General features: G+C 47.2%; 24 protein-coding genes. 16 read left to right on the forward strand and 8 right to left on the reverse strand.

Features of this window, described 5'->3' with window-relative positions; genetic code table 11:
* The first annotated feature begins 132 nt into the window (after positions 1-132).
* The 12 genes from ACXAD4_RS23525 (at position 133) to ACXAD4_RS23580 (ending at position 10,790) form a co-directional block, all read left to right on the forward strand.
* Positions 133-1,545 (forward strand): DNA-3-methyladenine glycosylase 2 family protein, encoded by a 1,413-nt coding sequence (locus ACXAD4_RS23525; protein WP_475244467.1) that lies wholly within the window; start codon positions 133-135, stop codon positions 1,543-1,545.
* A complete protein-coding gene (locus ACXAD4_RS23530; protein WP_475244468.1) occupies positions 1,542-2,003 on the forward strand; it encodes a methylated-DNA--[protein]-cysteine S-methyltransferase in 462 nt (153 codons plus the stop codon). Before ACXAD4_RS23525 ends, ACXAD4_RS23530 begins: the two co-directional genes overlap by 4 nt.
* A 113-nt stretch (positions 2,004-2,116) precedes the next feature.
* On the forward strand, positions 2,117-3,316 hold the full coding sequence (gene fabV / locus ACXAD4_RS23535; RefSeq protein WP_475244469.1) for an enoyl-ACP reductase FabV: 1,200 nt from the start codon (positions 2,117-2,119) through the stop codon (positions 3,314-3,316).
* A 282-nt stretch (positions 3,317-3,598) separates the two neighbouring features.
* Positions 3,599-3,982, forward strand: coding sequence for a PilZ domain-containing protein (locus tag ACXAD4_RS23540; protein WP_475244470.1), 384 nt, complete (start codon positions 3,599-3,601; stop codon positions 3,980-3,982).
* 9 nt (positions 3,983-3,991) lie between these two features.
* A complete protein-coding gene (locus ACXAD4_RS23545; RefSeq protein WP_475244471.1) occupies positions 3,992-4,984 on the forward strand; it encodes a M23 family metallopeptidase in 993 nt (330 codons plus the stop codon).
* Between the two features lie 56 nt (positions 4,985-5,040).
* Positions 5,041-6,168 carry an anhydro-N-acetylmuramic acid kinase gene (locus tag ACXAD4_RS23550; RefSeq protein ID WP_475244472.1) on the forward strand — a complete coding sequence of 376 codons (1,128 nt, stop codon included), beginning with the start codon at positions 5,041-5,043 and terminating at the stop codon, positions 6,166-6,168.
* A gap of 132 nt (positions 6,169-6,300) precedes the next feature.
* On the forward strand, positions 6,301-6,645 hold the full coding sequence (locus ACXAD4_RS23555) for a hypothetical protein (RefSeq protein ID WP_475244473.1): 345 nt from the start codon (positions 6,301-6,303) through the stop codon (positions 6,643-6,645).
* Between the two features lie 235 nt (positions 6,646-6,880).
* On the forward strand, positions 6,881-7,819 hold the full coding sequence (phnD, locus tag ACXAD4_RS23560; RefSeq protein ID WP_475244474.1) for a phosphate/phosphite/phosphonate ABC transporter substrate-binding protein: 939 nt from the start codon (positions 6,881-6,883) through the stop codon (positions 7,817-7,819).
* An 11-nt stretch (positions 7,820-7,830) separates the two neighbouring features.
* The gene (phnC, locus tag ACXAD4_RS23565) at positions 7,831-8,649 is read left to right on the forward strand and encodes a phosphonate ABC transporter ATP-binding protein (RefSeq protein ID WP_475244475.1); all 819 of its coding nucleotides are present in this window, start codon (positions 7,831-7,833) and stop codon (positions 8,647-8,649) included.
* A complete protein-coding gene (gene phnE, locus ACXAD4_RS23570) occupies positions 8,649-9,449 on the forward strand; it encodes a phosphonate ABC transporter, permease protein PhnE (RefSeq protein WP_475244476.1) in 801 nt (266 codons plus the stop codon). Before phnC ends, phnE (ACXAD4_RS23570) begins: the two co-directional genes overlap by 1 nt.
* A gap of 8 nt (positions 9,450-9,457) precedes the next feature.
* Positions 9,458-10,273: a phosphonate ABC transporter, permease protein PhnE gene (gene phnE / locus ACXAD4_RS23575; protein ID WP_475244477.1), complete on the forward strand. Its 816-nt coding sequence runs from the start codon at positions 9,458-9,460 to the stop codon at positions 10,271-10,273.
* Between the two features lie 235 nt (positions 10,274-10,508).
* A complete protein-coding gene (locus ACXAD4_RS23580) occupies positions 10,509-10,790 on the forward strand; it encodes a hypothetical protein (RefSeq protein ID WP_475244478.1) in 282 nt (93 codons plus the stop codon).
* 52 nt (positions 10,791-10,842) lie between these two features.
* Here the strand turns inward: ACXAD4_RS23580 and ACXAD4_RS23585 are convergent, their stop codons facing one another.
* The gene (locus ACXAD4_RS23585; RefSeq protein ID WP_475244479.1) at positions 10,843-11,706 is read right to left on the reverse strand and encodes a polysaccharide lyase family 7 protein; all 864 of its coding nucleotides are present in this window, start codon (positions 11,704-11,706) and stop codon (positions 10,843-10,845) included.
* 271 nt (positions 11,707-11,977) lie between these two features.
* On the opposite strand from ACXAD4_RS23585, the gene ACXAD4_RS23590 reads away from it, so the two are divergent.
* Entirely contained in the window at positions 11,978-12,364 is a 387-nt protein-coding gene (locus ACXAD4_RS23590) for a hypothetical protein (protein WP_475244480.1), read from the forward strand.
* 223 nt (positions 12,365-12,587) lie between these two features.
* Here ACXAD4_RS23590 and ACXAD4_RS23595 read toward each other — a convergent pair whose 3' ends face one another.
* Positions 12,588-12,869 (reverse strand): helix-turn-helix domain-containing protein, encoded by a 282-nt coding sequence (locus ACXAD4_RS23595; protein ID WP_475244481.1) that lies wholly within the window; start codon positions 12,867-12,869, stop codon positions 12,588-12,590.
* A 60-nt stretch (positions 12,870-12,929) separates the two neighbouring features.
* Positions 12,930-13,130: a hypothetical protein gene (locus ACXAD4_RS23600; protein ID WP_475244482.1), complete on the reverse strand. Its 201-nt coding sequence runs from the start codon at positions 13,128-13,130 to the stop codon at positions 12,930-12,932.
* 344 nt (positions 13,131-13,474) lie between these two features.
* Between ACXAD4_RS23600 and nadS the strand changes: the two genes are divergently transcribed.
* On the forward strand, positions 13,475-13,690 hold the full coding sequence (gene nadS, locus ACXAD4_RS23605; protein WP_475244483.1) for a NadS family protein: 216 nt from the start codon (positions 13,475-13,477) through the stop codon (positions 13,688-13,690).
* Between the two features lie 334 nt (positions 13,691-14,024).
* A complete protein-coding gene (locus tag ACXAD4_RS23610; RefSeq protein ID WP_475244484.1) occupies positions 14,025-15,515 on the forward strand; it encodes a SulP family inorganic anion transporter in 1,491 nt (496 codons plus the stop codon).
* A gap of 106 nt (positions 15,516-15,621) precedes the next feature.
* Here ACXAD4_RS23610 and ACXAD4_RS23615 read toward each other — a convergent pair whose 3' ends face one another.
* Positions 15,622-16,329 (reverse strand): hypothetical protein, encoded by a 708-nt coding sequence (locus ACXAD4_RS23615; RefSeq protein ID WP_475244485.1) that lies wholly within the window; start codon positions 16,327-16,329, stop codon positions 15,622-15,624.
* Between the two features lie 62 nt (positions 16,330-16,391).
* Here ACXAD4_RS23615 and ACXAD4_RS23620 point away from each other — a divergent pair, with 62 nt between their 5' ends.
* Positions 16,392-16,883 (forward strand): GNAT family N-acetyltransferase, encoded by a 492-nt coding sequence (locus tag ACXAD4_RS23620; RefSeq protein ID WP_475244486.1) that lies wholly within the window; start codon positions 16,392-16,394, stop codon positions 16,881-16,883.
* Between the two features lie 32 nt (positions 16,884-16,915).
* On the opposite strand, the gene ACXAD4_RS23625 is transcribed toward ACXAD4_RS23620, so the two are convergent.
* The 4 genes from ACXAD4_RS23625 to ACXAD4_RS23640 all read right to left on the reverse strand — a co-directional run bounded on the left by ACXAD4_RS23625 (position 16,916) and on the right by ACXAD4_RS23640 (position 21,011).
* A complete protein-coding gene (locus tag ACXAD4_RS23625) occupies positions 16,916-17,797 on the reverse strand; it encodes an NAD(P)-dependent oxidoreductase (RefSeq protein WP_107301496.1) in 882 nt (293 codons plus the stop codon).
* 227 nt (positions 17,798-18,024) lie between these two features.
* Positions 18,025-19,389: an MATE family efflux transporter gene (locus tag ACXAD4_RS23630; protein WP_475244487.1), complete on the reverse strand. Its 1,365-nt coding sequence runs from the start codon at positions 19,387-19,389 to the stop codon at positions 18,025-18,027.
* Between the two features lie 92 nt (positions 19,390-19,481).
* On the reverse strand, positions 19,482-20,657 hold the full coding sequence (locus tag ACXAD4_RS23635) for an amidohydrolase (RefSeq protein ID WP_475244488.1): 1,176 nt from the start codon (positions 20,655-20,657) through the stop codon (positions 19,482-19,484).
* A 96-nt stretch (positions 20,658-20,753) separates the two neighbouring features.
* Positions 20,754-21,011: a hypothetical protein gene (locus ACXAD4_RS23640; RefSeq protein ID WP_475244489.1), complete on the reverse strand. Its 258-nt coding sequence runs from the start codon at positions 21,009-21,011 to the stop codon at positions 20,754-20,756.
* Positions 21,012-21,138 lie beyond the last annotated feature (127 nt).

Below are 21,138 nucleotides of genomic sequence, written 5' to 3' on the forward strand. Positions count from 1 at the left end.
ACCAATTCAGTTATTATGAAATGCTAGAAATGATTGAGTTCCGAAAATGGCTAGTATTGTCCTTGTGGCGGGGTAGACTGAAAGAATAAATTGTCACCCTTCAAATTAACTAGAGCCCAAGGACACTCGTTCATGATGACTCCCGAACAATGTCAGCAAGCCCGCTTGGCAAGGGACAGACGCTACGACGGACTGTTCTTCACTGCGGTAAAAACCACAGGCATTTATTGCCGCTCTATTTGCCCGGCTCCCTCCCCGCTGGAAAAGAATGTTGAGTATTTCCCGTCAGCAGTCGCTGCTGCCCAGGCTGGCTATCGCCCTTGCTTGCGTTGCCGGCCAGACAGTGCGCCGGGCTCGCCTGCTTGGCAGGGCAAGAGTACAACGTTTGTTCGTGCTCAGCGTTTGATTGATGAAGGCGCCTTGATTGATGGTGACTTGGTGCAGTTAGCAGAAAGGCTTGGTGTAACCGATCGCTATTTAAGGCAGCTGTTTAATGAGGAGATGGGCTTGTCGCCCAAGGCGTATAGCCTTTACCAGCAGTGCCTGCTGGCGAAAAAGCTGCTGCATGAGAGCCAATTGCCTATTACCGATATAGCGTTGGCGAGTGGGTTTAATAGCATCCGCCGATTCAATGATTGTTTCCAGAAGCATTTCTCGCTCACCCCGTCGCAAGTACGCAAGCAGCTTAATGAGGCTCAGGAGGGCGGGGGTAAAGAGGAAAACATCCAAACGGTAACGGTGAGTTTGTCCTACCGCCCGCCCTATGACTGGCCCTCTGTGCAGGATTTCTTTGCCTCTCGCCTGATTGAAGGGTTGGAATGGCTGGATGAAAACAGCTACGGCCGCACGTTCGGTAAGGAATATGGCCAAGGGTGGTTTACAGCTGTCCATGAGCCGGATAAATCACGCTTTAGCGTAGAGTTAAACCTTGCTGATCTCCAATGCCTCCCCCGCGCTATTGCCAATATTCGTCGCTGTTTGGACTTGGACGCTGACTCTGGTGTGATAGACCGTGCGATAGAACAGGCAATGGGACAGCCACTGATTCAAACTGGCTTGCGTTTGCCGGGGACTTGGAGCCCTTTCGAGGCGGGTATCAGAGCCATACTGGGCCAGCAGGTATCGGTAAAAGCGGCGCGGAATTTAGTTGAGAAGCTCATCCTGATGAATCCGGACAACCACAGTGGGCGGTTGTTTTTCCCTGAGCCGGAAGCATTTTGTGGGTATGACCTCAATCAGCTGGGGATGCCTGAGCGCCGCCGAGAAACCTTGCGGGTGTTTGCCCGGTATGTGTCTGAGCAAGGCATTGATGAACCAAATGATTTGTTGTCATTGCCGGGTATTGGCCCATGGACGGTGGATTACCTTAAAATGCGTGGCTTGAGCGATCCCAATATCTTTCTTGTCGGTGACTTGGGGGTAAAAAAAGCGCTTCAGAAACGAGAAGAGCAATGCTTCGAGAGCCCTGAACTACCACCTTGCCAACCGGAACTGGCCGCGCCGTGGCAGAGTTATTTGACCTTATATTTATGGAAAACACTATGAGTAACCAACTGATCAACACCCCCATTGGCTGGCTGAATGTACTGGCAAGCGACAGTGCAGTTACCGCCATTGAATTTGATGCCGATCCAGAAACGCAGCAGCAACCTTCTGAGATCACCGAGCGTTGCTGCCAGCAGTTGGCTGAGTACTTCACCGGCCAAAGGGAGCACTTTGATATCGAGTTGGATATGGCAGGTACCGCTTTTCAGAAAACGGTTTGGCAGGCTCTTAACGGTATCGAATATGGTGATACCTGTTCATACGGCGATATCGCTAATCATATTGGTAACCCGAAGGCGGTGCGTGCTGTAGGGGCTGCTAATGGTAAAAATCCAGTCCCGATTATTGTTCCCTGCCACCGGGTGATCGGTAGTTCTGGCAAGCTGACTGGCTATGCGGGAGGGTTGGATATCAAAGTGTGGTTGCTCGATCACGAGAAACAACATTTCATCAAATAGCCCAGAGAGGGCATTTATTGATTTCCCTGCTATTGCTCGCCATGAATTTCCGATAGGGTGGCATCAATATTCGATTTAAGTTCTTGGTTTTTGATCTCAGTTTGGAGTGAACAATGATTATTGAGCCAGTGATTAAAGGCGTAGTAGCTCGCTCTGCCCACCCTTATGGCTGCCAGCAGGCCGTTCGAAAGCAAATTGACTATGTGAAGCAAGCGAAGCCTATTGTCGGGGGCGCCAAGCGGGTCTTGGTACTCGGTGCATCGTCTGGGTTTGGTTTGGCGTCACGGATTGCCCATACGTTTGGCGGTGCTGAGGCTGACTCCATTGGGGTGTCGTTTGAGCGTGGCCCTAATGAGAAAGGTGTGGGAAGCGCCGGTTGGTACAACAATATTTTCTTCAAACAAGAAGCGGAGAAAGTCGGCCGGATTGCGACCAATATTGTGGGTGATGCGTTCTCTGAGCAAGTGCGACAGCAAGTGATCGAGGCGATCAAACATGATCTCGGCGGTAAGGTTGATCTTGTGGTGTACAGCTTGGCTACCGGTGTTCGTCCAAATCCAGAAACTGGTGACATGTGGCGTTCGGTGATCAAAACCACTGGCCAACCGGTGGTGGGACCGACCTTGAACCTGGAAACCGACAGTCTGGCAGAGATGACGGTCGAGACTGCGACCGAGCAAGAGATCGACGATACGGTCAAAGTCATGGGCGGTGAGGATTGGGTAAGCTGGATCCAGTGCCTAACAGCGGCAGGTGTGCTGGCGCAAGGCTGCCGCACGGTAGCATATTCCTATATTGGCCCAGAAGTCACTTATCCTATTTATCATCATGGCACGCTTGGAAGGGCCAAAGAGCATATGCACAACACAGCTGTTGTGCTTAATGAACAGTTGGCTGAACTTGGCGGTCAGGCCCATGTTGCAGTCTGCAAGGCCTTGGTGACCAAGGCGAGTGTATTCATCCCCGCTTTCACGCCTTATATCCTTGCCTTGTTCAAAGTGATGAAAGAAAAAGGGACTCACGAAGGGTGCATCGAACAGATGCAGCGTCTGTTTAATCAGCGCTTTTATGCTGATGGGGGAGTGAAAACCGATGAGCAGCGCCTGATCCGTATGGATGACTGGGAGTTGGCTCCCGAGGTGCAGCAACAGGTTAGTGAACTCATGGCTGACATGAACGCTGAGAATTTTGCCGAAGTTGGTGACTATGCCGGCTATAAGCAAGACTTCATGGAGCTTAATGGTTTTGGCTTTGCCGAGGTTGATTACCAGCAAGATATCAGTCTTGATAGTTTACAGCTGCTTCAACCTTAGCGCTGTGTCGGCCTTTTCTGGGTGTGCTAGCTTCGATAAGCAACCCTATTGATAAAATCGTCATTATATTGTCATTGGAATATAGGCAAAGGTAATGGCGATTTTTATTTTCTCACTATTGAAACACTTTTCGGTTGTCGTTTCGTCACTGAGCGACGTCTTATCCGCATTTAGATCATAAAACCTCGACATAGTTAATTCTGCATTAGGATAAATCTGGTCTAATCAGCCAATAATCATTAGAATTAGATTAATAAAAGAACAACAAAGAATGCAGTGATTATGGTTGAACGTCGTCACTTTAGTCGTATTTTGTATCAAGCTCCGGCTACGCTGAACAATGCCAATGGTGAATGGCAGGCGGAAGTCCGGGACTTGTCCCTGCAAGGGATCTTGCTAACCAAGCCGGAGAGCTGGTCTGCGCAAGATGCTGACGATAAGTATTTTTTATCGTTTTGCTTACACGACTCTGATATCGAACTGCGGATGGAAACCCAGTTGGTTCACCATGATGCTGCTTATTTACGTATGCATATCTTCCATATTGATTTAGAAAGTGCCGGACATCTCCGGCGTTTGGTCGAATTAAATGTTGGCACTGATGAACTATTACATCGTGAGCTGGAACAGCTAACTGATCTGCAGCAACATCTCGACGAGTCGTGAATAGTCATCATGTCAGAAAATATTTGTATTTCGGTGTCCGATCATCGTGGCACCTCTCATTATCTTATTAACCGTTTTAAGAAACGTTATATCGCCCTTGCCACGACGGTCGTGATGGCAGCGGCAGCCGCTGGTGGGTACGGTGTTTATAACCTTTACCAAGATAACCTGCATTCTAATCAGCAGTTGAGCCAACTTAATGTTCAGGCCCAGCAGCTTAGCGCGTCCTTGACTGAGGAAAGTGAGAGCAACCGTGAACTGGTTGCTGAGCTCAATGAGAAAAAAGCTGAATTAGATGCCTTGTCATTGCGTATTGATGATGTGGAAACCATCCTTGGCCTGCAAACGGCCGAAGACGGCGAAGTGGTGACGCTTGAAGAGCGGGTGGACAGTGCAGCGATCAGCTCTGCGGTAAGGGGTACCTTGTTCCGCATGATCCCCAATGGCAACCCGACACCGGGGATCAGGATGTCGTCGCAGTTCGGTACTCGTGTCCATCCGGTTACAGGTAAGCGTAAGCGTCATTTGGGCTTGGATTTTGCGGCCAATACCGGTACTGAAATCTATGCCCCTGCCGATGGGGTGGTTGAAGTTACCCGGCCAAGCAACAAGGGCTCCGGCAACTTCCTCAAGCTTGATCACACCATGGGATTCACTTCGACCTATTCGCACATGAAGAAATTCAATGTGAAGCGAGGACAGTTTGTACGCAAGGGTGACTTGATTGGCTGGACAGGCAATACTGGCCTGTCTACTGGGCCGCACCTCCATTACGAGATCCGCTTTTTGGGACGAGCATTGAATCCTCGGCCATTCGTTGAATGGACGCCGGATAATTTTGATAGCCTGTTTGAAAAAGAGAAAACCGTCCAATGGGCGTCGTTGCTCAATATGATCAATAATGTGGTGTCGATGCAGGTAACGTTGACCCAGTCGCCTCATATTGCCCGTCCAATCCAGACGGCCAGTAATGAAAAAGGCCCTGTTGGGGAAGAAGGCTAGGCATCACATCTCTTTGACTGCGTCTTTGTTATTACTGAATCAGTGAAGGAATCGCTATGACCCGTGAGTTATATATTGGTGTGATGTCTGGTACCAGCCTTGATGGGGTGGATACTGCTTTGGTTGCCTTTGACACGGAAGGCGAGCGTGCTGCGAAGCCAGAATTGCTGGCGACCGATGCCTTCCCTATGCCAGATACATTGAAATCAGCGTTGCTGGATGTGTGTATGGGGCAGGCGACTAACCTCAAACAGATTGGCCAGTTGGATCACCAGTTGGGACATTTATTTGCTGACGCTGTCAATCAATTGCTGGACACGTCAGGAGTTGATGCAGCAACTGTCACCGCGGTGGGTAACCACGGGCAAACGGTGTTCCACCAACCTGATGGTGACTATCCGTTCACCATGCAGTTGGGGGATGCCAATATCGTTGCGGCCAAGACCGGCATTACTACTGTGGCTGATTTTCGCCGCAAGGATATGGCGCTTGGCGGGCAGGGAGCTCCCCTGGTTCCGGCATTCCATAAGGGGCTATTCTCGCAACAAGAATCAACAACTGTGGTGTTGAATATTGGTGGGATTGCCAATATATCGGTGTTGCGCCCAGAGCTGCCTGTGATTGGCTATGATACCGGTCCCGGTAATATGCTGATGGATGCCTGGGTGTATCTTCATCATGGGCAGAAATACGACCAAGACGGGGCCTTTGCCGCATCGGGCAGCGTTAACCAGCCGCTGTTGTCAAAGCTAATGGCCGATCCTTACTTGTCCCGGCCATATCCTAAAAGTACCGGGCGGGAGCACTACAATCTGCCTTGGTTAGAAGGCCAACTTACTGGTTTGGCCGAAGTGGTCTCGGAGCCTGATGTGCAGGCAACCTTGCTGCAGTTCACCGCTCAGACAATAGTTGAACAAGTAGCGCATTTTGCCCAAGGTCACCAACCGCAGTTACTGGTGTGTGGTGGTGGGGTGAATAACTCACTACTGATGCAGCGCCTTGCAGAGCTACTGCCTGATTGGTCTGTTGCCAATACCCGAGATGCCGGTGTCGATCCTGACTATATGGAAGCGATGGCCTTTGCCTGGCTTGCCCGTCAACGTGTCCATGGCCAACCGAGTAATGTACCGGAAGTGACCGGTGCCTCTGCTCTGGCGTCACTGGGTGTTATCTACCCGGCGTGATAGTAGATATTGATGCTGAGCGTGTTTTTGTCAAAAATGAATGTGTGATTACTCATAAGCATTGTTTTTCACAAAGCGATGGTTTACAACCATATATGCCATGGGTGTATGTGGTTAGTAGTGAGGTTATACATGAAGGGTCAATGGCGACATGGACTGTTGGTAATGTTATTGATTGCAGGCAGTGCGCACGCGGTAAAAGAGCGTGAGCTCGGCGAGATCTTTATTGAAGAGTCTAACTCTAAGCAAGCGCTTGAATTTGTCGGCCAAGGCAGCCGTCCTGTAGACAATACCGGACGAGATAAATACAGCATCTATCAAAACAAGAATATCCAGGATCCCACAGAATTCGGTGCCGGCCTGAAGTTTAATGCGACCGATGACTTCAGTATCTCCGTAGAGGCGGGTGGTGCTGTGGTGGACGATAGCGACTTGGATATTGATAGCGGTGCGGTAAAATTTGAGTTGAGCTACTAATACCTTTGTTACTTTTCCCAGTATGGGTATTGGGAAATAAGTCCGTCTTTAGCGATTATTTTTGTTGAACGGGTACGAAATAGTGAGTAATTGCGTGAAATGCGAGCCTATCGTGCCAGTTTAATACTTTGAAACATCTTGTCTTTTTTCCATCATCGAAGTTAAGCTTTTCTGTCATTCATTATCCCTATATTCAGCATGAAATTAATACATGCTCATATATCACGGGATTAATATGTTCAAGAAATCACTAGCTGCAGCAGTCACGCTGGTACTGACTACATCAGTATTTGCCATGGATGCACGTTACGAAGATCGCTCGGGTAATCTAACGGCGGACCTACCTCAGAACGAAGCGGAATGGGTGAACCCATCAACTTTGATTTTTGCTTACACGCCAGTAGAAGACCCATCGGTTTACGCTAGTGTCTGGAGTGAGTTTCTAGAGCACATGGAAGAGAAAACAGGTAAGTCTGTTCGCTTCTTCCCTGTACAGAACAATGCAGCGCAAATTGAAGCAATGCGTTCTGGTCGTCTACATATTGCCGGTTTCAACACAGGCTCTACCCCGCTAGCGGTTAACTGCTCTGGCTTTGTGCCTTTCACCATTATGGCCGGTGAAGATGGTTCATTCGGTTACGAAATGGAAATCATCACTCATCCGGACTCTGGCATCGATTCAGTAGAAGATCTGAAAGGCAAGAACCTGGCGTTCACCTCTCAAACGTCTAACTCAGGTTTCAAGGCTCCATCTGCGATTCTTAAAGCTGAATACGACCTAGAACCTGAGCGTGATTTCAAACCTGCTTTCTCTGGCGCGCACGATAACTCAATCATTGGTGTTGCCCACAAAGATTACGATGCAGCTGCTATTGCGAACTCTGTTCTGACTCGTATGTTGGATCGTGAAGTGGTGAAAGAGTCTGACATCAAGAACATCTACACATCTCAGACATTCCCGACAACGGCTTACGGTGTTGCTCACAACCTTCACCCAGAACTGCAAGAGAAGATCCAAGATGCGTTCTTCAGCTTTGACTGGAAAGGCACCAAGCTAGAAGAAGAGTTCTCCCGTAACGGCGAATCACAATTCATTCCTATTACTTACCAAGAGCATTGGGCGGTGATCCGTACCATCGACGAGGCGAACGACGTCTCTTACGCTTGCCGTTAATAGGAACTACCATGTCAACACTTCAACTTCGTTCACTGACGATGCAGTACTCGCCGAAAGATAAAGCGCTGAGTAACGTGTCGTTGGATATCCAAGCTGGTGAAGTTGTTGGACTTATCGGCCCCTCAGGGGCCGGTAAATCAACACTGATCCGTTGTGTAAACCGCCTAACCGAGCCAACGTCTGGAGAGGTCTTGTTCAAAGGGCAGGATTTGACCAAACTGGGGAGCCGTGAACTGCGTCAATCTCGCCGTAAAATTGCGATGATTTTCCAGGAATACGCCTTGATTGAGCGGCTCACGGTGATGGAAAACGTCTTGTCCGGCCGTTTGGGCTATGTACCATTCTGGCGCAGCTTCCTGCGCAAATACCCGGGTGAAGATATTCAATCAGCATATGCGCTGCTTGACCGCGTTGGCCTGATGGAGCATGCCGACAAGCGTGCTGATGCCCTTTCTGGTGGTCAGCGCCAGCGTGTCGGTATTGCCCGTGCTTTGGCCCAGCAGCCAGAACTATTGCTGATTGACGAACCTACTGCTGCATTGGATCCGCGCACTGCCCGTCAGGTAATGCGCCTAATCTGCGATATCTGCGACGAGCACCAGCTACCGGCGATTATCAATATCCACGATGTGAATCTCGCTAAGCAGTTTGTAGACCGCATTATCGGCCTTAAAGCTGGTGAGGTGGTATTCGATGGTAAACCGGAAGAGCTGGGCCACGATGCCCTTACCCGGATCTACGGCGAAGAAGACTGGAATAGTGCATCGGAAACCCCTGAGGAAGAAGATGTTCATGTCATTACCGAGCTAATTGCGGAGCCTGCGTAATGGCCCAGACTTACCCTACTCACTGGAAAAAGCCGCCGTTTATTGCCCAGCCTTTTTGGCGCTGGCTACTTTGGCTTGGTGCCGGGATCTATTTTTATATAGCAATCGGCTCAATTGAAATTAACTGGATGCGCGTCTACGAGGGTTCTGAGCGGGGCTGGAACTTCATTATGGCGTTTATGCAACCAGACTTCTTCAGCCGCTGGGAAAATATCAGTGTTGGCCTGGTTGAGAGCCTGACCATGACCCTGACCTCTACGGTTGCCGGCGTGCTGCTGTCTATTCCATTTGGCTTAGGGGCAGCCCGTAACTTGGCACCACGTCCGGTGTATTTATTCTGCCGAAGCTTTGTGGCGATTGCCCGTAGCTTTCAGGAAATCATCATTGCTATTTTGTGTGTTGCCCTGTTTGGTTTCGGTACCTTCGCCGGCTTCGTCACCCTGACCTTTGCAACGATTGGCTTTTTGGCGAAGTTGTTTGCTGAAGAGATTGAGTCAGTTGACCCGGCAGCGCTGACGGCCATGAAGGCAACCGGTGCGAGCTGGTTCCAGCAGGTGAATTATGCGATCCAGCCGCAGGTGATGCCTCGTATTATCGGCCTTAGCATGTACCGTCTTGATATTAATTTCCGTGAATCGGCAGTGATCGGTATCGTTGGTGCTGGTGGTATTGGCGCGACGCTGAACACCGCGATGGATCGCTACGAATACAGCTCGGCAGCCGCTATCTTGTTGATCATCATTGGCCTTGTCATGTTGGCAGAGTATGTGTCGGCCATTATCCGTAACCGCATTCAATAGGAGCCGGTATGTCTATTTATCAATCTACCTACCAGTCCCATTGGCAGAAATATTCGGCTAAAGAAAGCTTGTGGCGCTGGTTCGGCTGGCTGATGTTCGTTTCACTGTGCACGTATTGCTGGCAGGTCATGAACAAAGACACTATGTGGTTCTTTGTTACCGATGCACCTAATCAAGTGGCAGATATCACCGGGCGGATGTGGCCGCCGCGCTGGTCATACATGGAGCAGTTGTGGCAGCCATTATGGGATACTCTCAATATCGCCACATTGGGTACATTGCTGGGTGTCGTGATGGCTTTCCCCGTAGCTTTCCTAGCGGCGAGGAACACCACGCCATCGAGGGCATTTGTCCGTCCGGTTGCTCTGTACATTATTGCGGCGAGCCGTTCGATTAACTCGTTGATTTGGGCTTTGTTGCTGGTGGCAGTATTGGGGCCAGGCTTGCTGGCAGGGATCATTGCTATCGCCCTTCGCTCGATTGGCTTTGTCGCCAAACTGATGTACGAGGCGATTGAAGAGGTGAACAAAACCCAGGTAGCAGCTATCACCGCCACGGGGGCATCTCCACTGCAAATTCTTGATTACGCCGTGATGCCGCAGGTATTGCCTAATTTTATTGGTACTTCGATTTTCCGCTGGGATATCAACATTCGTGAATCGACTGTGCTGGGCTTGGTGGGGGCAGGTGGTATCGGCCTGAAACTTCAGGAATCGATGGCGGTACTGGCATGGCCGCAGGTGACGGTGATTTTCATCTCTATTCTTGCCACCGTGGTGGTATCCGAATGGGTATCGGCTCGCTGTCGTCATGCATTGATATAAAGATAAGTTATCCATTGATAGTAAGGCTCACTTCGGTGGGCCTTTTTTATGTCTCTATCTTGGGATTTTGGGGGCTGTAAGGGAGATTTGAAGGCTGACAGTCGTCAAAGTGTTTCGAGCGTGTCGCAAAAATATGCTGTGTTTGTGTTCTGTTGTATGGAATTTAATAGAGTGATAGTTGCTTGAAAACAGTCTCAGAGGCTCAACTTCAATTAATAACAATAAGGAAATCAGAATGGCAAAGTACCAGTTCTTTTGTAAGCCAGATTCAAACCGTAAAGCGTTCACTTATTTAGAGATGGAGAGTGAAAGCTTTAGTAATGAGAAGCTGCAGTTGTTGGAAATTGGATTTGAGGTTGAGGGAGATGTGATTTACGCAGACTCCCCAGAGGAAGCCGTTGAGAAGTTCAAGTCGAACTTTTTGGCACCGCTGGATGATTATGCCAATTCAAATCCCGCAGGTGGCTTGGTGACGTTCGTTTTTGAAACCTTCAAAGCCATACGCGGTAAGAAATAGTCCCTAGAGTTAAAGGCTCGACTTGGCGAGCCTTTAATAACCCAAGGGTGAATCAGCGTTCGATAATATAATCCAACTGGTAAAAATGCGCTTCGCTTTTACCATTCTCAAATTGGTTATATACCCCAGCCTTGAAGTAGCTAAGTAAGTTTTGCCAATACCTAATGTTGTGAGTGAGTTTTACTTCATCATTGACTTTGATCACCAAGTGATTGCCTCCGACATGAATATCGAAATCGGTTGGATTGACTAAATCAGCAGGGCCTAAATCCACATGCTGGTATGCGTGCTTACATTCAAGGCTTTCATGATGCTTACTACCTTTACTGCAATCTAATGCGTTTGTTTTTAGTACAGCCCAGTAGTGTCCATGTTGTCCATTGCGCTCAAGTTCCCAGGTGATCCTTGTTAAAGGGTGTGGGATATATCCGTTACCACGTTCGTCATTACCTTTATTATGAACTTGCAGGTAGGTGATTTCTTTCTTTCCTGAAGGGCTATTCTCAACCGATTTTTCTGGAGCTATCGGGAGCAGTTTTGCGCGCAAGCGATATGATAGTGTGGGCTCGCTAACGCTGAAGTTGTCGAGCACTCTGAGTTCATTTCTTAACTTATAGCCAGCCATATTGAATACTAATGCCTGACTTTGGCTATCGACATAAAAATGTTCGTTGATAATACCTTCAAAATCCCCTGTCTTTGCTAGTTCATATTTACTTCCAGGTGTTGCGTATGGTGTCGAAATTTGTAGTTTTGATGAGGATAAAATATGACTAAACTGCGGATAATCTACTGGCTCGGCATGTGTCTTTGGTTGGATAGCCTGAGTTGGGAATTCGGTGTTTGCTGGCGAATTTGCAACGGCAATATGACTGGTAAGCAAACTGCTAATAAGCACTAGATGTGTTTTATTCATTATGGACCTTAACAGTGATTCCAATGACAGTGACCAATGGATAGTCGCTATCAATTTGGCTAAGATCGTAGCAACTTAAAAAAACTCTTTGATAGGTCATTTTGCGACAATTGCGGGGTGAGATATATTGTGCTGCTATTTTGATTGGTCATTGACCAACAAAGTTTAAATAATAACCGGCACTGTAAAATGTCGGTTAATTCTCTTCTCTCTTAACATTTAATCGTTTTCGTCGCTTTAATATTTCGGCTTTTATCGCAGTGGAAATATTATGAAAAAGATAATGACGTTATTACTGGCGCTTGGGATGTGTGCATCTATGAGTGCTAAAGCCGAGACAGGTATCGGCCTTTCAGTCGGCGACCCGTTCTGGGGCGTGGATATGAAGCACAACGGGTTTCGGATCAATGTCAGCCTGGATGATCAGTTTGGTGTCGGCGTAAATAAAACCTATGGGGTGCAGGGTACACCTTTGTACCTGTTTCTTGGTGGTCAGTATGTTGATCGCAACAAGCATTATGTGGCGATCACGCCGGGTATCGGTGCGGAGTTCCGTGTGCGCCCTATGGGGTTCTATGTTGATTTAACCCCTGCGGTGTACTTGGACGAGCTGGATATTGAACTAGAAGCGAGAGCGGGCTTCCGCGTGTATTTCTAAGTGTCAGGGTAAGCCTTCTTTACTATACCGTCTAACCGCCCAAGATATTTATAATCAAGCACTTGTTATCAAGCACCTGTCATCAGGATTGACACACTAATCCTCGCCATATGGCGAGGATGTCAGGTCATTGTCAGTGACGAGGAATGGGTGTCACTTCAATTTCCCAACGGAAAGGAAATAAGCCTGTCAGGCTATTCTTAACGGCCGAGTATCGCCATTTTCATTTAAGCAGCATAGAACTCAAGTAAAGCTTTTCGACATCATTGAGGTTATTGGAAACCGCTATGGCTTCACGAAGTGGTTCTGATAATTCGAGAAAGTAGCTCGGGGGCATATCAAACAAGCGGGCGGCTTTGCTGATGACTTTTCTTGAGGGGGTATGTTTTCCGTTTTCGATCAATGATAGGTAAGTTGTTGTAATATCAAGGTGGCTGGCGCATTCTTCACTTTTCATCTTACTGTGAAGCCTTAGTGCACGAATCTTAAAACCGCTAATACTCATCAAATTTAGTCACCCTATTTATCTATTAAATTGTCATGTCTTTGTGGGCTTGGAGGGATGTTAGTCCATGTCTATCGGGGGCATACCTGCGATTCTAGCGTTGAGGTATCGGTCTGATGCTGGGTTGACTCGGAAGTGGATAAACGAGGTTTCGAAATCATCATCATACGTAAGTCGTTGGGCAACTCCGATAGCTTGATCATTATCGAATACTATCCAGTACTCAAGGCGCCCGTTTAAATCGTTTTTAAAGGTTGTCATGTACTTGATCATTTGGTTTCCAAAGGGGATGTCATACTTTAAAAAATACAGTTTATCCGCAACATTGGTTAAGTCTTGTGATACAAAGTACACAAGAAATGCTTTTGCCTCCTCACTAAGTTCATTCAATTCAGTGACATGAGTATACTTCATATTATTTAAACCTTTTAAAAATATTGTTTTATTAAGTGGTCGTTGAAGGTGTTATATATGATTACCTCAAAATGATACTATTTCAACTTATGAATTTGAAAAGTTAGATGATCATTTTATTCTAAAATGAATAGTTGTAATAATAAAAGCATTGAGTACAATGTACCCCCTGTGTTGACTGGAGGTTGATTATGGGTAACGAATGTCATAGTGAAAATATTGATATCAAGTCTATAAGAATGCGACTGAAGGTCAGCCAGCATGAATTTGCCGAAGCGCTTGGACTCAGCCTGGAAACTATTAAAAGCTGGGAGCAAGGACGTCGTAACCCAACAGGTTTAGCCAAGAAAGCCCTCAAGCTAATGGATAAAGATCTTGAGCTTTATTATAGGTTTAAGTTCAATTAGTTAATGAGCTATAGCACCTTTTTCCCACCCCATCGGTGCTATAGGACTTTGCATTCGCCAATAAAAGGGTCATATATTGAAACATGATGAATATGAGCTTGACTTGTACTTTGAAAATATTGATGAAATAAACGAATCAATAGATGGAATAGACTTTGTTATCAGTGATGATTTCCTTCATTTTAAATACCTCAATCTGATCATTATTGCCATCATTTTTATCGCTGTTTTATTGTTATTTATTTAATCGGAGGGTAAGAATATTATCACGCCGCCATAACCATAATATCTCTCATCCGTTCGCTTTAAATACATGAAATAAAAAAGAGATATTATGCTGAGTTTTTACAAAGAAAATTGGTTCAACAACATCAAGGGAGATTTATTATCAGGAGTCGTGGTGGCATTGGCCTTGATACCAGAAGCTATCGCCTTCTCCATCATTGCAGGCTTAGACCCTAAAGTAGGTCTGTATGCTTCTTTTTCAATTTGCGTAGTCATTGCCTTTACAGGGTCACGATCTGGCATGATATCAGCGTCGACCGGTGCTATGGCTTTGCTCATGACAACACTGGTGAAAGAGCATGGCCTTGAGTATCTATTAGCTGCCTCATTTTTTGCCGGGATCCTGCAATACATCATCGGACTGCTCAAGTTGGGCGATTTAATGCGGTTTGTCTCGCGTTCTATTGTGACCGGTTTTGTTAATGCCCTCGCTATCCTTATTTTCATGGCGCAATTACCAGAGTTAACTGGCGTAACTTGGCATGTATACGCACTGACAGGTGCAGGGCTGGGTATCATCTATTTGTTCCCTTACATCCCTAAAATTGGCAAGCTATTGCCATCACCGTTGGTGTGTATCATTGCTATCAGCGTAATTACGGTGATGTTCAAGCTAGACGTTCGCACTGTTGGTGACATGGGCGCACTGCCTGACTCGCTACCTGTTTTCCTGCTGCCGAATGTGCCGTTTTCCATCGACACATTACAGATAACTTTCCCTTACTCATTGGCCTTAGCTGTGGTCGGCGTGCTGGAGTCGATGATGACCGCAAAAATCATTGATGACATTACTGATACACCCAGTGATAACAATGCCGAATGCAAAGGTCAGGGGGTCGCAAATATGGTCTCTGCCCTGTTTGGGGGGATGGCAGGTTGTGCAATGATAGGCCAGTCGATGATCAATATGAATTCTGGTGGCAGGACGCGTCTGTCAACACTGTCGGCGGGTATCTTCTTGTTGGTCATGGTTGTTTTCTTGGGCGATTACCTTAAGCAGATTCCGATGGCAGCATTGGTGGCTGTGATGATCATGGTCTCGATTAGCACCTTCTCCTGGAAGTCGATCCTTGATATCAAACATCATCCGCTCAATGCTAATGCGGTGATGATATCGACGGTTGTCACTGTTGTACTGACCCATAACTTGGCAATCGGGGTCGTGGTGGGTGTCGTGGTTTCAACGGTGTTCTACGCTAACCACAGCCGCAAGATCATGAAAGTGACGGATGATATTGTGGTTCTCAATGAGCATACAATCCATAAGGTACACGGACAGATTTTCTTTGCATCTGCCTACAATTTCATTGATATGTTTAACTTTAAGCACCCGACCAAGTACGTCACGATAGACTTGTCCGATGCACATTTCTGGGATATTACCGCTGTTGGCGCGCTGGATAAGGTGGTTATCAAGTTCATGGAAGCTGGCTCAGAGGTTGATGTTGTGGGTATGAATGAAGACTCTGAACAGATGATCACAAAATTTGCTATTTTCGATAAACCGGAGAAATTGGCGAATCAGGCTGTTGGTCACTGACAGTTAGATAGAGATTACTTGATACCTAAATAACAGGAGTTCAAATGGCGTACAGTCATTTGAACTTTTATGGTTCCCGTTAGCAAAGCAAAGCAAAGCTCTTGGGTTACTGCGATGAGCTCGGCTTGATATCGATTGAGCCGCTTTTCGCATCGACTTGGGCGTGATATACCGCTTGTGGATCGCCGTAATGTTTGAACGTAAAGCGATAAACGCTCGCCGGAGACCATATTGCGGTGCTACTCAAGGGCTCTAAATCGTAGCCATCCTGCTGGTATAGCTCGGTCTCGGCGACTTTCTTCATCGCTGCTTGCTGGTCGGTGCCCCTGTCGAACTCTGGCTCGAGTGACGGATTCGTTGGATACGAACTCCCGTTATTTTTCATCAAGCGAAACGCTCCATTACTCCATACTAGGAAATCCTGCCAGCCGTTACTCGTACTGTCAGCCAGCAGTACAGGCGGTTTGACAACAGACATCTGGCTGATGATGTTGCCAGTATTATCGAAGATGACCGCGGTACAACCGCCGCTGCCACAAAAATAGCTGTCTTGTATCAACACGAAATGCTCAGCAATCCCATCGTTGTTAAGATCGGCTTGGCCTGTTAGGTAGTGGATATTGTCCTGCTCAAGCGAAAGTCCCTCGGGGGCTAATATTTTGATATCTACCCATTGAGCAATATTTCTTTCACTTGCGGTAATGGGCTGATTACTTGAAAGTGAGTCAGTGGAGGAGGTGCTGCTTGACGGACTGCAGCCAATCAGAAAAAGTACGCCTAGAAGGCTTAAAACGCCGTATTTGAGTTTGGACATGTCATCAGGCTCTATGTCGGTATTTATATAGAATATTTGCATTATGACCCGAGAAACGAACTATGGGTAATATACAGTTAGTCTCGCTATGGGACGTAGAAAGGGAAAAGCTCATCGACTTGATGAACAATGATCAAGTTAGGGCACAGCTACCGTTGTTGACCGGTGTTTTTACGCAAGAAAATTGCACGGCTTTCCTTGAGGCGAAGCAACAGCTTTGGGATGAGTATGGATATGGCCCGTGGGCTCTAGTCATCAATGGGGAATTTGCCGGGTGGGGTGGTCTGCAACCTGAAAACGGAGAAGCAGATTTTGCGTTGGTGTTACATCCTGACTTTTGGGGCTATGGCATTAAAGTTTTTGAAATTTTTGAACGTATTGCTTTTGTCGAGCTGAACCTAAAATCCATTACCGCCTTGTTTCCCCCTACAAGGGAGAATTGGAGAGCGATTACTCGCTTTGGTTTTATCAAAGAGACAGAACTCGTTTTCAATGGCCGGAGTTTTATCAGGTTTCGGCTTACACCAAAAACAAAAACGGCGCTGCAGCCATAAGCTGCAGCGCCGTTTTTTAAATTATGTTCGAATTACTTCTTAAGGTTAGTGAAGTAGTCGAAGATAACTGGTACGTCGTTGTTACCCATGCCTGCATCAACAGCAGCCTGTAGGCTAGTAGAAGTACCTTGAGCGATTAGAGACTCAGTGCCTAGCTCTTCACATAGAGCAAGGAAGTAGCCAAGGTCTTTGTTTGCGTTAGCAACAGAGAAACCTAGCTTCTCTTCGCCGTCTACCGCGTAGAACTTACAGAACTGCATGAACGGAGAGTTAGAAGGACCAGCTGACATGATGTCGAATAGTTGCTGGCCGTCAACGCCTGCTAGCTTAGCTACTGCGAACGCCTGAGACATAGTTGCAACAGTCGTCATACCCATGAAGTTGTTTACAAGCTTAGTCACGTGACCTGAACCTAGCGCACCTAGGTGGAATACGTTTTCGCCTTGCTCGTCAAGAACTGGCTTAACTTTGTTGAAAGTTTCCATGTCACCAGCAGCCATGATGTTCAGAAGACCATCTTTAGCGTGAGCTGGAGTACGGCCTAGAGGAGCATCGATCATGCCTGCGCCTTTCTCAGCAAGGTCAGCACCGATCTTCTTAGTAGAAGCTGGGATAGAAGTACCGAAGTCGATTAGCGTTTTGCCTTCAGACATGCCCGCTAGGATACCAGTTTCACCGTAAACTACTTTCTCAACAACTTCAGAAGTTGTTAGGCAAAGCATAACGATGTCACTTTTCTCAGCTAGTTCTTTACCAGAAGCAGCTTCAGAAGCGTTGCCACGAGCTAGAACAGCAGCAACTGCATCTTTGTTAAGATCCATTACGTTAACTTCGTAACCACGGTTTTGAAGATTCTCAACCATGTTGCCGCCCATAAGGCCAAGACCGATGAAACCAATTACTGGTTTAGTCATTTCAGACTCCTACTAAAAAATACTATTGTATGACTATATGGCTTAAGGATATACATCTGTTCGCTTTAAAGCAAATGTAGATTGCTTTGAAATCTTAGCCAGTTCACAGTTTTTTGATCTAAGCCAGATCTAAGCTGATTTTGAATTGTGATCTGGGGAGATATCGTGCTAGAGAGGAAAATTCATTAGCAAACAGGAAATATCTCCCCCGGAGAAAAGCCACCGATTTAGTGGTAATTCAGCTCTGCTGCTTTGCTTTGATCGAACTCATTGAGCGTCTTGCGTGCTAGGTGGCGGAATGGGATCGCCTTGATACATTCCTCGAATGGCATGACTGCGAACGCCCAAAACAGCGGTGCGTCGAAGAACTGGATGAGGATGGCCAGCAAAGGCAGTGACACTAGCCATTGGCCTGAGAAATTGATGGCGAATACCGCTTTGGTCTTGCCCAGCGCCCTTAGCGCATGGCCGTGCACCGTGTTATAGCCGCGCACCAAAGGTAGGAAGATGTAGAGCGGGGCAATCACGGCCAGTGCCTGGAAGGTTTCAGGCTCCATTTCAGGGTAAATAAACGGTAAGCACAAGCTCAGGGTGAAGAAAAACGCGCTGGTAATCATCGATAGGATGACAGCAATTTTGATGCTGGTGTCGACATTTTCCCGCAGGTCATCAAGCTTGTTGGCACCAATGGCCTGGCTGATCAGAATCGCCGTTGAGTGGGCGGCAGCCGTTGTCATTTGGGTACCCATACGGATCCACGGCATGATCAAAGTAATCGCTACGTAGGCATATAGAGTCAGCTGTGAGTACAGCAACTGGTAGATAGTTGCGCCGACAGCCAGCATTGCCACATTGGCGGCAATCGGGAAAATCTCACCGAAGTGGCGTTTGGTTAGATAGATGAAATGACTGACTTTTCCTGGTCTGCGCAGAGTGATCATGTCGTCCATACGCACACAATAAACAAGGAAACCGGTACGGACTAAAATCGCCACTAAACTACCTAGAGCAGCACCCAATACCCCCAAACCAAACTGGTGGATCAGCAAGAAAGTTGCCACCGTATTGACCGGCAGCTCCAGCAGATAGCCTTTGAAAGGGATCTTGGTTTTGCCAAGGCCATTGAAGCAAGCAATGATCACTTGGGTTAATGCACTGAATAGTAGGGTAAGAGTGGAAATTTGCAGATAACCAACTGTTAGTGCTAATAGTTCTGGATCTTGGGTAATGTAGCCGACCAACTGTTCGCCGAAGATAAACAGCAGTAGCGAGAACAAAATTGCCACCCCGAAGTTGATTGCCATTCCGCTTAGGATCGAGTCGCTCAATGCATCAGAGCGGCCTGAGCCATAGGCCCGGCTGATCACCAGTTGGGTGCCGTTGGCGAGTGCGTTTTGAAAACCAAGCAGGAAGGCAACAATGGCTGTAGCGATACCAATGGCCGCAACAGGAACTTCTCCAAGTGGTGAGATCAGCAGCGTGTCGATAAGTAGCATCGACTGCATAAGCAATGCATTCATGGCGAGCGGCCATGCGGTTTTCAGGTTTTTCTTTACAAATGGAGAGAGTTGCAAGAGGGCTCCTTGTTGCATAAATGGTTATTAGAGGTGACGAATTGTATTATTATATTTCAATCCGCCCCCTAACTTCCAGAACCTTCCTGTCGAAAAATCGTTCTGATTTGTTAATCACCCACCTTGTTCGCCACGTTGCCGTGTTTCTCTTCAATCAAGGCACAAAACAGCTGGCTAACCGTTTTGATGAGCGTGTCCGGAAAGTCGTAATCGGGATTATGCAGCTGGGGATGCGCCTCTCCGCTACCGACACAAAACAGTACGCCGGGCCACTTTGCGAGGAATTCAGCGACATCCTCAGACCATCTCATTGGCTTATCGATGCTCGCAATTGGAAGGCCGAGTGACTGCGCCTGCTTGATAACTTGCTGGCAATGTGATGGTGAATTTACGACAGCATTGAACCATTCCTGCCAAGAGATTTCGTATCCAAGATCTTCCTTTTCGCAAAGCTCACGGGTTTGCTGTTCAATGAGTGATTTCATTGCTAATAGGGTAGGGTTGTTTTCGCTGCGCAAAGTGGCAACCACCTTGGCATATCCCGGTGCGGTACCAAATGCCGCTGCGCCATTAACGGTTTCCCCGAGTGAGGCATGAACGACAGTGGTGAGGGAAAATACATCGGGAAATTGTTTGGGTAAGGTTTGTAGCAGCTTGATCAGTTCTGTCATCGTCAGCGTCGGCGAGACTCCGTCCTCAGGCCTGGCCGCGTGGGATGTCTTGCCCATTAGCTCTATGGTGACACCGGTAGAAGCACAAGCGAAGGTATCAGGTTTGATCACTATGGTATTGAGCGGGTAACCGGGCAGGTTATGGTAGGCATAGACATTGTCGATATGCTGATTGGCAAGCCAGGGTTCTTGCAGCATGGCTGCAGCACCTGCGCCGGTTTCTTCTGCAGGCTGGAACAACAATAGTACCCGGCCGGATAGTGGGGGATGCTCGGCGAGGTGTTTGGCGACCATCATCATTGTGGCGGTATGACCATCATGGCCGCAGGCATGCATGATGCCCTCATGACAAGAGATATGCGTATGGTTGGCTTGTTCTTGGATCGGAAGGGCGTCGAAATCAGCACGAAACAGGCTAGTTTCACCCGGCTGCCCGCTGTCGAACTCAACCACAACCCCGTGGCCTCCTAATCCTGTTTTCGGTGACAAACCAAATTGCCGCAGTTGTTGAACAATGAAATCAGCGGTTTGGCGTTCGTGGTGTGAAAGCTCAGGGTATTGATGAAGGTATTGGCGGAAGGCTATTGGATCAAAGGAATCAATCGGCGTAATCATAACAGTTCGTACAGCTATAGTAGGTAGGTTGCATAGCTTACGCCGATTCTAATTGGGCTGGTGTGATGGTTATCTCATCGATTACGTTAAGCAAAGTTAAAATACATGCTTTTTGATGATGACAGGTAAGTCATCTTTGCCTTCATTAAAAATGTCAATTTTGACGTTGGTATTTTCTTTTATTGCTTCAATAACTTTACCGAACAAATAAAAAGGAATAGACAGGCCAATCAAATAATACGATGGAGATAGCAGCATCGTGAAAGCTAAGCCTAAAAAACTTAGGAATACCCCAAGGATCAACATGAGGAAACTTATAATGATTAAACTTGATCTAGTGCTGATGTTTTTCATATTAACCTCGTAAATGATTTTTACTACTATATAGTGCCGATGCTATTGCATGGCTATCTGTATTGAAATGCTATATCAATGCGGTTAAAATAGAATGAATATCACCTGAATGATGAATAGTATTCCA

The sequence above is a fragment of the Photobacterium sp. AWH4_225 genome, from assembly GCF_056158405.1.

Bases quoted from the DNA above. Each gene is read 5' to 3' on its own strand.
- ACXAD4_RS23525 (WP_475244467.1), top strand. From the start codon at position 133: ATGATGACTCCCGAACAATGTCAGCAAGCCCGCTTGGCAAGGGACAGA.
- ACXAD4_RS23530 (WP_475244468.1), top strand. From the start codon at position 1,542: ATGAGTAACCAACTGATCAACACCCCCATTGGCTGGCTGAATGTACTG.
- fabV (WP_475244469.1), top strand. From the start codon at position 2,117: ATGATTATTGAGCCAGTGATTAAAGGCGTAGTAGCTCGCTCTGCCCAC.
- ACXAD4_RS23540 (WP_475244470.1), top strand. From the start codon at position 3,599: ATGGTTGAACGTCGTCACTTTAGTCGTATTTTGTATCAAGCTCCGGCT.
- ACXAD4_RS23545 (WP_475244471.1), top strand. From the start codon at position 3,992: ATGTCAGAAAATATTTGTATTTCGGTGTCCGATCATCGTGGCACCTCT.
- ACXAD4_RS23550 (WP_475244472.1), top strand. From the start codon at position 5,041: ATGACCCGTGAGTTATATATTGGTGTGATGTCTGGTACCAGCCTTGAT.
- ACXAD4_RS23555 (WP_475244473.1), top strand. From the start codon at position 6,301: ATGAAGGGTCAATGGCGACATGGACTGTTGGTAATGTTATTGATTGCA.
- phnD (WP_475244474.1), top strand. From the start codon at position 6,881: ATGTTCAAGAAATCACTAGCTGCAGCAGTCACGCTGGTACTGACTACA.
- phnC (WP_475244475.1), top strand. From the start codon at position 7,831: ATGTCAACACTTCAACTTCGTTCACTGACGATGCAGTACTCGCCGAAA.
- phnE (WP_475244476.1), top strand. From the start codon at position 8,649: ATGGCCCAGACTTACCCTACTCACTGGAAAAAGCCGCCGTTTATTGCC.
- phnE (WP_475244477.1), top strand. From the start codon at position 9,458: ATGTCTATTTATCAATCTACCTACCAGTCCCATTGGCAGAAATATTCG.
- ACXAD4_RS23580 (WP_475244478.1), top strand. From the start codon at position 10,509: ATGGCAAAGTACCAGTTCTTTTGTAAGCCAGATTCAAACCGTAAAGCG.
- ACXAD4_RS23585 (WP_475244479.1), bottom strand. From the start codon at position 11,706: ATGAATAAAACACATCTAGTGCTTATTAGCAGTTTGCTTACCAGTCAT.
- ACXAD4_RS23590 (WP_475244480.1), top strand. From the start codon at position 11,978: ATGAAAAAGATAATGACGTTATTACTGGCGCTTGGGATGTGTGCATCT.
- ACXAD4_RS23595 (WP_475244481.1), bottom strand. From the start codon at position 12,869: ATGAGTATTAGCGGTTTTAAGATTCGTGCACTAAGGCTTCACAGTAAG.
- ACXAD4_RS23600 (WP_475244482.1), bottom strand. From the start codon at position 13,130: ATGACAACCTTTAAAAACGATTTAAACGGGCGCCTTGAGTACTGGATA.
- nadS (WP_475244483.1), top strand. From the start codon at position 13,475: ATGGGTAACGAATGTCATAGTGAAAATATTGATATCAAGTCTATAAGA.
- ACXAD4_RS23610 (WP_475244484.1), top strand. From the start codon at position 14,025: ATGCTGAGTTTTTACAAAGAAAATTGGTTCAACAACATCAAGGGAGAT.
- ACXAD4_RS23615 (WP_475244485.1), bottom strand. From the start codon at position 16,329: ATGTCCAAACTCAAATACGGCGTTTTAAGCCTTCTAGGCGTACTTTTT.
- ACXAD4_RS23620 (WP_475244486.1), top strand. From the start codon at position 16,392: ATGGGTAATATACAGTTAGTCTCGCTATGGGACGTAGAAAGGGAAAAG.
- ACXAD4_RS23625 (WP_107301496.1), bottom strand. From the start codon at position 17,797: ATGACTAAACCAGTAATTGGTTTCATCGGTCTTGGCCTTATGGGCGGC.
- ACXAD4_RS23630 (WP_475244487.1), bottom strand. From the start codon at position 19,389: ATGCAACAAGGAGCCCTCTTGCAACTCTCTCCATTTGTAAAGAAAAAC.
- ACXAD4_RS23635 (WP_475244488.1), bottom strand. From the start codon at position 20,657: ATGATTACGCCGATTGATTCCTTTGATCCAATAGCCTTCCGCCAATAC.
- ACXAD4_RS23640 (WP_475244489.1), bottom strand. From the start codon at position 21,011: ATGAAAAACATCAGCACTAGATCAAGTTTAATCATTATAAGTTTCCTC.